Consider the following 12,135-nt stretch of genomic DNA (forward strand, 5'->3'; position numbering starts at 1 on the left):
CCAAGCGCTGAGGCTCTGGTTCGCTTCCACACCGTAGGTGATCTGCGGGGGTACTATCCGCGAGCGCCTTTGGCCCATTCGGGCTGGTTGAACCATGTGGGTGGGGGATTTTTCGATGTCGTTTCGGCTGCGCGCTGTCCGTGCGTTCACGCTGTTGGTCGGCTTTCATCTGATGGGAGTCGCTCTGTTGTCGGCCATCGCGGTGTTCGACTGGCTGCTGATGACGCGGCTGTTCAGCGCGCGGGCGGCCTGGTTCGAAGGCATGGTTCTGACCGTCACCGCCCTGTTGGCGGCGGCGATTCTGCGGGGTCTCTTCACCTTTCTACGGGCCGGGCGTCTGGGCCCGGTGCCACACGGGGTGGCGGTCACGCCACAGGACCAGCCCGAGCTGTGGGGACAGATACAAGCCGCCGCCGAAGTGACGGGGCAACGGCCGCCCAATGAGGTTTACCTGGTCGCCGAGGTCAACGCGGGGGTCGCCGAACAAAGCCGCCTGCTGGGACTGTTGCCCGGACGACGCCGCATGCTCCTGGGCCTGCCGCTGCTCGGCGGGCTGACCGTCCCGCAACTGCGCGCCGTCCTCGCCCACGAGTTCGGGCACTACGGCAACCTCGATACCCGGCTCGGCGCTGTCACGATGCGCGGTCGGGACGCGCTACTGCACACGGTGGAGGTCTTCCAGGAGGGCAGCACTCGGCTGCACCACGCGATTGGTGCCCTGTACATCGGCTACGCCCGGATGTTCCTGCGGACTTCGCAGTCCGTGGCCCGCCAACAGGAGCTTGCCGCGGACCAGACAGCCGCCCGGCACGCGGGCCGCGACGCGACAGCCGCTGCACTACGCGTCGTTCCAGTGCTCGCTGCCACATACACCCACTACCTGGAGACGTACGCCGCGATGGGTAGGTCGCTGGGAGCGCTACCGCCTGAGGGCGAGGTGCACGGCGGTTTCCGTCGACTGCTCGCCGAGACCGGGGAGCAGCTCGCTTTGCTCTCCTCCGGGCAGCGTCCGCCGCGGCCGCACCAGTACGACTCACACCCACCGATAGCCGAACGGATCGCCCTGATCGAGAAGCTGCCCACCGATGGCCGGCCCGATGATGCGACCGACGAGCCGGCCGCGCTAACTCTGCTGCACGACCTGGGCCAAGTGTTCATTGCGTTGGAGTCGCGCACGCTGTCGCAGGAGGCGGCGCGGCTGCGGCGCCTCGTTATGGCCCGCGCGGTCGCCGATGCCGAGGACTGGTCCCGGCCGCTGCGGGTCGCCGTGGCCAGGGCGCTTCGCTCATCGGCGCAAGGCGCAGGCAAGACGGCGACCGTACACCGAACCGCCACGACCGAAGCAGTGGCCGACAACGAGTTGCCCACCTTGGAAAAGATACTCGACGCGTTCGACCGCGGCCTACTGTGGATGGCGGTCGCCGACCGCATGCCCAAGCCGCATCAGGCGGCGCGGCTGTCCGGGCCGTCAGCCCGCAACTTCATTCGACCCAAGGTCTTCGACGGGCTCGCGGGCATGGTCCACCTGCGCCTCGCCGAGTCCGGATACGCGAAACCGGACATCGCCTGGTCGGGGCAGCCTGGACTCATTCTGCCCGAGTCGTGGGAGAAGGGCATGGACGACGCCATCGACGCCGCCGTCGCCGACACGCCCGACACCGCCCCGCTGCGCGCCCTGCTCGCCGGCCCCCACTGCGTTTCCGCATAGTCGCCGTTCGGCCGGGCGGCCGGTCACGATCGCTGGTCGACGGAACGATCCAAGTCCGCTTCAGCTCGACGAATGGTCTGTGAACGCGGCTTGACGTGGATCAAGCCGTCCTTCCTGTGGATGGTGTACCGCTGTGGCTGGGCGACGAAGGCCGGGCAGGGGACTGTCCTGGCCATCGAGATCACCCGCGACGGCTTCGAGTGGGCATTGCGTCATGCCTGTCTGTCCAGCCAGCTACGTGCGCGGGCCGCACCCCGACCTCAGTACCTGGCAACGTCAGCTCAAGCGCGCACCGGCCCGCGTCCAGTGGGACCCCGAGCGCGACCTGCACCTGCGCCCCCTGACGTACCGCTCACTCCAACTCGGGCTCTCCGGTGAAGCCGTTAAGCGTTACGCGGACGAGTGGACCGTGGCCATCAGCGACGTGACTCCGCTCGCCCGAGAAATCTACGAGCTCGTACGCCGCAGCGAGCTGGATGCCGCGGCCGCACTGCTGCCCAAGGAGCGCCCCTACCCCGCCGGGGACGAACTACTGGCCGCCCTGCGCCCGTGACCGACTAGTGCCGTATCAGGCGTTTGCCTTGTCGTGATGCGACGTGCCGCTCGGGTGCTGGCGCAGCGGTGCGTCACCATGAGTCGGTCCGGGTGGCAAAACGTGTGCAGGTTCGTGAGGTCGATGACGCTGAAGGCAGGAGGTTGCTGCAAAGCCCGGCACCTGGATCGGTATTCCGGACTCCGCACTCTTGTCGATCTCGCGGGTCAGCCATCGGAGGGACGCGGGGCGCGCAGGTGGGCCCGTTCCTTCAGCTCCTCCTCGTCGACCAGCTTGAGCATCGGCTGACCCGGCGCGCACACCATGGTCACCACGAACTTGGTCGGTGCGTCCGACAGGGCGTTGCCGTCCTGGTAGTGGATCACGTCACCGCCTGGCTCCCAGAACGTCCCACCGGCCTCGACCACACGCTCCGGCTCGCCCTCGAGCTCGAACCGGAGCGCGCCCTCCATCACGTAGCCGAACGACGGGCCCGAGTGGCGATGCGGAGGGAGCCCGGGGTGACCGGGAGGCCAATCGACGAGGATGGTCATTCCCGAACCACCTTCGGGAAAGAAAGGCGGAGTGACTTCCTGCAGCAACTTGACTTCGGGCGGCAAGGAGACCTCGTGCGTGCTCCCGCTCTCTGGGTCCTTCGCTGACATGTACCGCACCTCCGTAAGCCTGCCCAGAATGGACGATCTTGCATCGGCCACCGCATTCCGGACCGGTGTACCGACCCACTCGTTCGGCGGTGACCAAGTTCGCCTGTTCCCGGCTCACACAACTTGCTTCGCGAAACGGTCTCGACACCACCCTGCCTCCCGTCGGCGGCCGCCACAATCCGGGAGCCAGCGGCATCGAGACCGCATCGCGCCATGTCATCGGCGAGCATCTAGCGCCGTATCAAGCAGCGTCTGCCCTGTTGTGATCTGACGTGCCGCTCGGGTGCTGGCGCAGGCGGTGCGTCACCATGAGTCTGTCCGGGTGGCAGAACGTGTACGGGTTCGTGAGATCGATGACGATGAAGGCCGGAGGTTGCAGCGGATCATCCGCAGAGGCACCGGCTCGGTCGTGACGTGGCGGCGGGCCCAGATGGTGCTGCTGTCAGCACAGGGCATGGCGGTGGCGGAGATCGCCGAGGTGACGTGCACCAGCGCGGATCGGGTCCGCGATGTGATTCACGACTTCAACACCGACGGCTTCGAGTCGCTCTACCCCAAGTACAAGGGCGGTCACCCGAGGACTTTTACGCTGTCCGAGCGGCGCGAGGTCAAGAAGATCGCCAAGTCCAAGCCGGCCGAGCACGGCCTGCCGTTCTCGACCTGGAGCCTGGGCGCATCGCGCTCCGCGAGGAGGGCGTCTCCTTTCAACGCGTGAAGACCTGGAAGGCTTCGCGCGACCCCGAGTACGCCACAAAGAAGGCTCGTATCGAGCACCTCTACGCGATCGCCGACGGCGAGGTCATACCCGAAGACGGTGAGCCGGTCGTGGTCTTATGCGTCGATGAGTTCGGTCCGCTCAACCTCCAGCCGCACCCAGGCAGGCAGTGGGCCGAACGCGGCGGCAAGCAGAAGGATCCCGAGCGCGAGCCCAGGCCGCGGCGGCGGGCGACCTACACCCGCGCGCATGGAGTCCGCCACCTGTTCGCCGCCTACGACCTGGGCAAGGACAAGCTCTACGGACACATCAACAAGACCAAGACGCGAACGAAGTTCCTGGGGTTCTGCCGCTATCTGCGCAGCCTCTACCCGCCCGAGATCCGCATCGCCATCGTGGTCGACAACTTCTCCCCGCACCTGACCACCAGGCGCGACACCCGAGTAGGTGACTGGGCCCAAGTCAACAACGTCGAGATCGCCTACACCCTGACCAACAGCTCCTGGCTCAACCGCATCGAGGCCCAGTTCACCACCCTGCGCTACTTCACCCTCGACGGCACCGATCACGCCAGCCACAAGGAGCAGGGCAGCATGATCCGGCGCTACATCATCTGGCGAAACCGTCACGCCGACGACCAGCGCCTACGAGCCATCGTCAACAGGGCAAACGTTGCCTGATACGGCACAAGTTCACCGAACGGCCGACTGCCGCCTACGGGGCACATGGCAGCGCAGGCTCGCCGGGCCCGGTGTGTCCTGTCCGGTCGGCGTGGCCTAGGCGGGGATGGCTGAGCACCTTCCGCCTCACGTCCCGGCGACGCTCAACGCGCTGCTGACCGGTTCCGATCCAGCGAGCAGCGTTTGGGGAGCGACTGCACCCCGCCGCGGGCGATCTCGAACGGGTGGGGGAGTTTGAATCACGCTCGGCCTGGCTGGTCTGTCCGAACCCGCTGGAGCCGTCCTCTCCCAGGGATAGGGAATGAATAGGGAATAGGGAATTTGGAGGTCGCGTGGGTAGGCGGTGTTGCTGGGCGGGAGGTAGTACAGGGCCGGTACCCGGGGCATCGAGTCCTGTGCACTACGTGCGGGCCGATACCCCGTTCGGCCTCCAGGTACGTCTCGAGGCCACCGCCGGTCGGACGGCTTGACCTTGACGCATGGGTCAATCCCTAGCGTCGTCGGCATGGACACATCTTCGAAGAGCGCAACGTTCTCCAGCCGCTCCGGCATCTCCCGTACCGGACTGGAGGCCCGGCTGTTGGCACGGCCTGAAGGCCTGCCCGCTCCCGGGGACTTCGAGATCACCGAGGTCGCTGTTCCCGATCCCGCATCGGGGCAGGTGCTGGTCCGCAATCTGTTCATGTCGCTCGATCCCGGCATGCTCATGCTGATCGCGGGCGAGTCCGGCCTGCCGATGCCCCGCTATGAGGTCGGCGAGGTGATGTACGGCGATGCCATCGGTGAAGTGGTCGCCTCCGCGGATTCATCACTTGACGAGGGCGACCTGGTGATGCACCGGCTTGGCTGGCGCGAGTATGCCGTGGCGCAGGCCGGGCTGTTCCGCCGCGTCGACCGGGACGCCTACCCGACGCCCTCCACTTACCTGAGTTTCGGACTGGTCGCCTACGTCGGGCTCATGGACGCGGCGGAACTACGGCCCGGCGACACCGTTTTCGTCTCCAGTGCGGCGGGGGCGACCGGGAGCATGGCCGGCCAGATCGCTCGGCTCAAGGGAGCGGCCCGGGTGATCGGCAGCGCCGGATCGAGGGACAAGGTCGACCATCTGACCGGGAGACTCGGGTTCGATGCGGCCTTCGACCATCACGACGGACCGGTCGTCGACCGGCTGCGCGAGGCCGCACCCGAAGGCATCGACGTCTACTTCGACAACGTGGGTGGCGAGCAGCTACGCGCCGCGATCGAGATCATGAACCCGCATGGCCGCGTCGCCCTGTGCGGAGCCCTCAGCGGGCAGAGCGAAGCCGGTCCCGGCGACCTGTTCAGTGTCCTCGGCAAGCGGCTCACCATCCGCGGCTTCACCGTGGGCGATCACCTTGAGCGTGCTCCGGAGTTCGGCGCGCAATTCCGTATGTGGTTGCGCGAGGGCGCGATCGTCCATGACGAGACGGTGATCGATGGGCTGGCCCATGCACCGCAGGCTCTCCTCGATCTCGTGAACGGCGCGTACACCGGGAAGACGGTGGTCCGGCTCGGGAGTTGACCTTGACGTACGGGTGAAGCCTTAAGGTCGGACTCGGAGGTGGCTGCAATGCTGATCGGAGAACTGGCCGCGCAGGCCGGGACCACGACCCGTGCCCTGCGTTACTACGAGGAGCAGGGCCTGCTGGAGTCCGACCGTACGACGGCGGGCTATCGCCTGTACGAGCCCGGTGCGGTACGCAGGGTCCGGAACATCCGTGAGCTTCTGTCCTGCGGGCTCACCGTGGAGGATGTGAAGTCCCTCCTGGCCTACCTCGACGCCGATCTGCCCGAGGTGCTCTCCTACTCACCGCTGTGCGCCGACGGCTACGGCGTCGGCGCACAGCGGGTGGCTCAGCTGGAGGAGCGCATCGCGATCCTCACCGAGCTGCGCGACAGCCTCGTCCGCCGGATGCCATGGCTGGCGGCACCCGGCGGCACCGCAGACGAGCAGGCCGCTTGATCGTGAAGTGCCGCGGCCTTTTCGACCGGACGCGCAATCGGCGTGGGCACATCGAACGGTCAGGGGAAGATCGGGCGGGGGCCCAACAGGAGGGCAGCGAGGCGCAGGTACGCCTTGTAGGCCTCGGGGGTCAGCCAGGAGAGTTCGACCGTGCTGCCCATGGTGAGGTGGCCGTCGCGGGGGACCATGACCACGCCGCGGCAGCGGGAGCTCAGGCCCCGGATACTGGCGGCGTCGAGCGTCCAACCGGCCGCGGGGCGGCTGTGGTTGAGGACGACGACGGCCTCGCGGACCAGGTCCGGCAGGTCGAGGGTGACAAGACGGTCCATGGCCTGCTGCGCCTGGGTCAGACCGGCGGGGTCGGCCCGCGAGACGATGACCACGCGGTCGGCCGCCCTGAGCACCGTGGGCATGAACTTGTCCGAGTCGACCAGGGTGAGGTCGAAGTACTCCCGGGTGGTGCGGGTCACCCGGTGGAAGTCGTAGTCCGTGAACTGGCCGACCGACGCGATGCGCGAGACGGAGTCGTTGGCGAGAACCTGGAGCCCCGAGCGGTGCGGCGACAGGAACAGCTGGAGATCCTCGAAGTGCCGCACCTCGTGCAGCGACTCGGCCAGGGCCGACAGGCTGGCCAGGGTGTTGCGGAAGACCCGCCCGCCGATCCGGACCTGGCTGCCCGTGTGCCGGTCGGGGTCGATGGCGAGCACCCGCTCCTGCCGCTGGTCGGCCAGTACGGCCCCCAGCACCATCGTGGTCGTGGTGCAGCCGACCCCGTCCTTGACACCCACGAGCGCGATCCGCAGGGGCTCCGGCAAGGGGGTGCGGATGGTGCGCATCCACTGCTCGTGGTCGTCCTCCTCGTCGCTCGCCGTCTCCGGCTCGACGGCGGGGCTGTCTTCGTCCCCGCCCGTGCCGCCCTCCACGTCCTCCCACTCCACCCCGCCCGGCAGCAGCGCCCCGAAGGCGTCCGCCACCTCCCGGGCGGTCGGCCGCCCCGCGGGTTCGGGCTCGACACAGCGCAGCAGCATCCGGGACTCGCCCCAGTACGTCACCTCGGGTGCCCGGTAGGGGGAGTTGGCCGGCGTGGACGGTGTCGACGCGCTCCACGCGCCGCCGACGCCTCCCCCGCGGCCGCGAGCTCGAGTCGGACGTGGGCCCCGTCGGCGAGGGCGAACTCCATGTAGTCGTAGTGCGGCGCACGGGCATTGTGCCGATCAATGTCCCGCGAAGGTAGTGAAGTTGGCGAATTCGCCGTAGCCAAGGGGCGACTAGCCCACCCGGTGGCCGTTCTCCAGTTCCGCGGTTCCGCCGCCCTCCGTCAGTACGTCCAGCGCGGCGAGGACCCGGCGGCCGAGTGCGCCCGGCAGGTACTCGGCCAGCTCCTCCCGCGGCACCAGCCGCCACGACAGCAGTTCCTCCTCCTGCAACCGGATCGCCTTGAGCTCCCGCTCGCCGAGGACTCCGCCGTCGTACAGGTAGGCGACCAGTGGGGGCCGCGCCGTCCCCTGCACCCAGTCGACCGCGAGCAGCGGACCGAGTTCGATGTCGAGCCCGATCTCCTCGGCGGTCTCGCGGCGCGCGCCCTGGCGCGGTGTCTCCCCGTCGTCCGACTCGACGGTGCCACCCGGAAGGGCCCAGCCCTCACGGTAGTTCGGCTCGACGAGCAGCACCCGGCCGTCACTGTCGCGGAAGAGCGCGGCGGCACCGGCGAGGACACGGGGGAGGCCCGCGATGTACGTGGCGAAGTCTGGAGTGGTCATTCCCAAAGCGTACGGACGAGACTTCGAGGTCGCCGACGACAGGGCCTAGGACAGGTCCCGGGCGTCGGGACCGGTAGCGGTCCCGCCCTGGGCCTCGCCCTCCGTCTCCGCCAGCGCGAGCGTCCGCGCGGCCAGCTCACTGATCCGTACACCGTCGAAGCCGAACACCGCGCTGCGTACGGTGTCCTCCAGCGGGTCCTTCCACTGCGCGGGAATGGCCCCGGCCCCGCACAGGACCCCGGCCACCGAGCCCGCCGTCGCGCCGTTCGAATCGGTGTCCAGGCCGCCGCGGACGGTCAGCGTGATGGTCCGGGTGAAGTCGCCGTCGCCGTAGAGCAGCCCGGCCGTGAGCACGGCGGCGTTCGGGATCGTGTGGATCCAGCCGAGCCCCGCGGTCTCCTCGGACACCGTGGTGAGCGTGTCCTCCCAGGTCATCCGGGTCTCGTGAAGCGTGAGCACCCGGCCTACGGTGCGGGCGAGGCGACTGCTCGCGGGAATGACGGTCAGCGCCGTGTCCAGCGCGTGGCGGACCGTGGGCGCGGTGAACGCGGCCGAGACGAGCGCCGCCGCCCACATCGCCCCGTACACGCCGTTGCCGGTGTGGGACAGCACGGCGTCGCGACGGGCGAGGGAGGCCGCCCGGTGCGGCGCGCCCGGGCTGGTCCAGCCGTAGACATCGGCGCGGATCAGGGCGCCGATCCATTCCTGGTAGGGGTTGTCGTACGTCGCCGTCAGCGGCGGTTTGATGCCATTGGCGAGGTTGCGGTACGCGGCCCGCTCCGCCGTGAACGTCTGCAGATACGGCAGCCGCAGCAGCCACAGGTCGCCGACCTGCTCGGTGCTGAAACCGAAACCGTGCGTCTCCAGCAGGTGCAGCCCCAGGATCGCGTAGTCGACGTCGTCGTCACGGCAGCTGCCGTGGATGCGGCCGCGCACGCATTGCCGCCACTCGGGCCGCAGCTCGAACTCGCCGGCGTCACCGTCGGTGGCGGGCTCGGGAAGATAGTCGGTGAGCGGCAGGGCGGCGGCCTGTCGCAGATAGCGGTCGATACGGTCCCGCGTCCAGTGGTCGCCCTGCTCGACCGGCTTGCCGAGCATGTTGCCCGCGATCCGGCCCAGCCAGCCCCCGAGAACGCGGTCCGCGAGTTCGGTGCCCACAGGGGTCATAGCTCCGGTTTACCCAATTCCGGGCATGAGCGTGCGGTGTTCCACGGGCCGGTCGGAGCATGACGGCGGGGGCGTCCTCCGGTTAAGGTCGCAGCGGCGCGACTGCCTTGACGTGTGCGAGGCCGGAAAGCAAGGGGAATGCAAGGTGGCGGACTCTGCTGTGAAGACGACACGTGCGGGCACCGGGCGTGTTCCGCGGGTGCTGATCGCCGCGGACAAGTTCAAGGGATCGCTGACCGCCGTGCAGGTCGCGGAGCGCGTCATGGCCGGGCTGCGCCGCGTCGTGCCGGGTGTCGAGGTCGAGGCGCTGCCCGTGGCCGACGGCGGCGACGGGACCGTGGACGCGGCGGTCGCGGCCGGGTTCGAGCGGCGGGAGGTGCGGGTCGCCGGCCCGCTGGGCGACGAGCTCACCGCCGCCTTCGCGCTGCGCGGCGACACCGCGGTGGTGGAGATGGCGGAGGCGAGCGGATTGCAGCGGCTGCCCGCCGGGGTGTTCGCGCCGCTGACGTCGTCCACGTACGGGTCCGGGGAGCTCCTGCGGGCCGCGCTGGACGCCGGGGCCCGGACGATCGTGTTCGGCGTGGGCGGCAGCGCGACGACGGACGGCGGGGCGGGGATGCTGTCCGCGCTCGGGGCGCGGTTCGTGGACGCGGAGGGGGAGCCGGTGGCTCCCGGCGGTGCGGCGCTGAGTGACGTGGCGACCGCGGACCTGTCCGGCCTGGACCCCCGGCTGTCCTCCGTGGACTTCGTCCTCGCCAGCGACGTGGACAACCCGCTCACCGGGCCGAAGGGCGCGCCCGCCGTGTACGGCCCCCAGAAGGGGGCGAGCCCCGACGACGTGGAGATCCTGGACGCGGCCCTCGGACACTTCGCCGCGGTTCTGGAGAAGTCGATCGGGTCCAGGGCCACGGAGTACGCCGCGGCGCCGGGAGCGGGAGCCGCGGGTGGCATCGGCTACGGTGCGCTGGTCCTGGGCGCCCGGTTCCGTCCCGGTATCGACGTGATGCTCGACGTCCTCGGCTTCGCGCCCGCGCTGGAGAGGGCCACCCTGGTGATCACCGGTGAGGGGTCCCTCGACGAACAGACCCTCCACGGCAAGGCTCCGGCGGGGGTGGCCGCGGCCGCCCGCGCCGCGGGCAAGGAGGTCGTCGCGGTGTGCGGGCGCCTGGCACTGCGCCCGGAGGCGCTCGGCAGGGCCGGCATCCGGCGCGCGTACCCCCTCACGGAGGTCGAGCCCGACATCGCACGATGCATCTCCGACGCGGGGCCGATCCTGGAGACGGTGGCCCAGAACATCGCCCGCGACTTCCTGACCTGACCGGTCCAGGGGGACAACGAGGCACGAAGAGGTAAGGCGAGGTACGACGCGGCATGACGAAGGGGCCCGAACCGGTTGTCCGGTTCGGGCCCCTTCGGGCGTGTACGAGGAAAAGCTACGGCAGCTGCGCCGCCCGTGCCTCACGCCGGTTGTCGCGGAAGTTGTTCACCCGCCGAGCCGTCGCGAACAGCGGAATCACCGCACCCATGACGAGCTGCAGCGCACAGCCGGTCTGGAGCAGGAGCTGACCGCTGGGGGCGTCGAAAGCCCACGCCGCCAGCAGACCCATGGACAGGACGATCCAGGAGAGCATCGCCACCGCGAGGCGGCCCCGCGGCTTCGGGTACTCCACCCGGCTCACCATCAGCCACGCCGTGCCGAGGATCGCCATCAGCGTCGCCGCGAAGGGCAGCTCCAGGAGCACGATCGAGACGACCGTCAGCGCTCCGAACGGCGACGGCATGCCCTGGAACGTGCCGTCCTTCACCGTGACGCAGGAGAAGCGGGCGAGGCGGAGGACGACCGCGAGCAACACCACGATCGCGCCGAGCGCCGCCACTCTCTGGTGCGCGTCGTCCGCGACCATGCCGTAGACGAGGACGAAGTACGCGGGCGCCAGACCGAAGCTGATCAGGTCCGACAGGTTGTCCAGTTCCGCGCCCATGGGGGAGGAGCGCAGCTTGCGGGCGACGAGGCCGTCGAAGAGGTCGAAGACCGCGGCGCAGAGCATCAGGATGACGGCCGTGGCGGCGCTGTGGCGCGCCATGCCCGACTCCTGGCTGCCGGTGAGGTGCGGGATCAGAATGCCCGTGGTGGTGAAGTACACCGCCATGAAGCCGCACGTGGCGTTGCCGAGGGTGAGGGTGTCCGCTATTGAGAGGCGGAGAGAGAGGGGCATCTCCTCCTCGTCGTCCACCTCGTCGGCCTCCGGCACCCAGCCGGCCTGAGTCTCAGGATCAATCACGGTCAATTCGAGTCACCCCAGCCACGGTCTTCTGACCGACTTCCACATCGACCTCGACACCCTCGGGGAGGTAGATGTCGACGCGCGAGCCGAAGCGGATGAGACCGATCCGGTCGCCCTGCTCGACCTTCGTACCTTGCGGGATATAAGGAACGATACGGCGGGCGACCGCGCCGGCGATCTGGATCATCTCGATGTCACCGAGTTCGGTGTCGAAATGCCAGACGACGCGTTCGTTGTTCTCGCTCTCCTTGTTGAACGCCGGAACGAACCCACCGGGGATGTGTTCGACCGAGGTCACCGTGCCGGAGAGCGGCGCGCGGTTGACGTGTACGTTCAAAGGGCTCATGAAGATCGCGACGCGGGTGCGTCCGTCCTTCCACGGCATGATGCTCTGCACCACACCGTCGGCGGGCGAGATGACCCGGCCCGGGGCGATCTCGCGCTCGGGGTCGCGGAAGAACCACAGCATGCCCGCCGCGAGCGCGGTGGCGGGTACGGCCACGGCCTTGGCGGCGCCGGAGCGGCGTGCCTTGGCCAGACTGAGTGCTGCGGTGGCAACGGTCGGGAGAAGCCACGGCGATGCTCCGCGCGCGAGGCGGACCCGGCCGCGAGGTGCAGAGGTTTGGCTGTGGGGCATGG

10 protein-coding genes and 2 pseudogenes are annotated in these 12,135 nt (G+C 69.1%); 6 read left to right on the forward strand and 6 right to left on the reverse strand.

From position 1 onward, the window contains the following. Positions 1 to 115: 115 nt before the first annotated feature. Entirely contained in the window at positions 116 to 1,708 is a 1,593-nt protein-coding gene (locus tag OG798_RS41820; RefSeq protein ID WP_328758703.1) for a M48 family metallopeptidase, read from the forward strand. Between the two features lie 90 nt (positions 1,709 to 1,798). Then, positions 1,799 to 2,261: pseudogene (locus tag OG798_RS41825) on the forward strand (DUF4291 domain-containing protein); the annotation flags it as partial. 206 nt (positions 2,262 to 2,467) lie between these two features. Here OG798_RS41825 and OG798_RS41830 read toward each other — a convergent pair. Then, positions 2,468 to 2,905: a cupin domain-containing protein gene (locus OG798_RS41830; protein WP_097224134.1), complete on the reverse strand. Its 438-nt coding sequence runs from the start codon at positions 2,903 to 2,905 to the stop codon at positions 2,468 to 2,470. 322 nt (positions 2,906 to 3,227) lie between these two features. Between OG798_RS41830 and OG798_RS41835 the strand changes: the two are divergent. From OG798_RS41835 to OG798_RS41845, 3 genes and pseudogenes are all read left to right on the forward strand, one after another. After that, positions 3,228 to 4,300, forward strand: a pseudogene (locus OG798_RS41835) (IS630 family transposase). A gap of 505 nt (positions 4,301 to 4,805) precedes the next feature. Then, a complete protein-coding gene (locus OG798_RS41840) occupies positions 4,806 to 5,843 on the forward strand; it encodes an NADP-dependent oxidoreductase (RefSeq protein WP_267063403.1) in 1,038 nt (345 codons plus the stop codon). 48 nt (positions 5,844 to 5,891) lie between these two features. Continuing rightward, complete coding sequence (locus tag OG798_RS41845) at positions 5,892 to 6,284, forward strand: MerR family transcriptional regulator (protein ID WP_095851699.1); 393 nt, start codon at positions 5,892 to 5,894, stop codon at positions 6,282 to 6,284. Positions 6,285 to 6,343: 59 nt separating this feature from the next. Here the strand turns inward: OG798_RS41845 and OG798_RS41850 are convergent, their stop codons facing one another. From OG798_RS41850 to OG798_RS41860, 3 genes are all read right to left on the reverse strand, one after another. Continuing rightward, positions 6,344 to 7,336, reverse strand: coding sequence for an AAA family ATPase (locus tag OG798_RS41850; protein ID WP_328758704.1), 993 nt, complete (start codon positions 7,334 to 7,336; stop codon positions 6,344 to 6,346). 216 nt (positions 7,337 to 7,552) lie between these two features. Further along, a complete protein-coding gene (locus tag OG798_RS41855) occupies positions 7,553 to 8,044 on the reverse strand; it encodes an NUDIX domain-containing protein (protein WP_095851697.1) in 492 nt (163 codons plus the stop codon). A 45-nt stretch (positions 8,045 to 8,089) separates the two neighbouring features. Continuing rightward, positions 8,090 to 9,211 (reverse strand): ADP-ribosylglycohydrolase family protein, encoded by a 1,122-nt coding sequence (locus tag OG798_RS41860; protein WP_328758705.1) that lies wholly within the window; start codon positions 9,209 to 9,211, stop codon positions 8,090 to 8,092. Between the two features lie 199 nt (positions 9,212 to 9,410). Here OG798_RS41860 and OG798_RS41865 point away from each other — a divergent pair, with 199 nt between their 5' ends. Next, positions 9,411 to 10,529: a glycerate kinase gene (locus tag OG798_RS41865; RefSeq protein WP_095857645.1), complete on the forward strand. Its 1,119-nt coding sequence runs from the start codon at positions 9,411 to 9,413 to the stop codon at positions 10,527 to 10,529. Between the two features lie 115 nt (positions 10,530 to 10,644). Here OG798_RS41865 and pssA read toward each other — a convergent pair whose 3' ends face one another. Then, complete coding sequence (gene pssA / locus OG798_RS41870) at positions 10,645 to 11,463, reverse strand: CDP-diacylglycerol--serine O-phosphatidyltransferase (protein WP_054230301.1); 819 nt, start codon at positions 11,461 to 11,463, stop codon at positions 10,645 to 10,647. Positions 11,464 to 11,485: 22 nt separating this feature from the next. Next, positions 11,486 to 12,133 carry a phosphatidylserine decarboxylase gene (locus OG798_RS41875; RefSeq protein WP_095851695.1) on the reverse strand — a complete coding sequence of 216 codons (648 nt, stop codon included), beginning with the start codon at positions 12,131 to 12,133 and terminating at the stop codon, positions 11,486 to 11,488. Positions 12,134 to 12,135 lie beyond the last annotated feature (2 nt).

The sequence above is a fragment of the Streptomyces sp. NBC_00271 genome (assembly GCF_036178845.1).
Classification (GTDB): domain Bacteria; phylum Actinomycetota; class Actinomycetes; order Streptomycetales; family Streptomycetaceae; genus Streptomyces.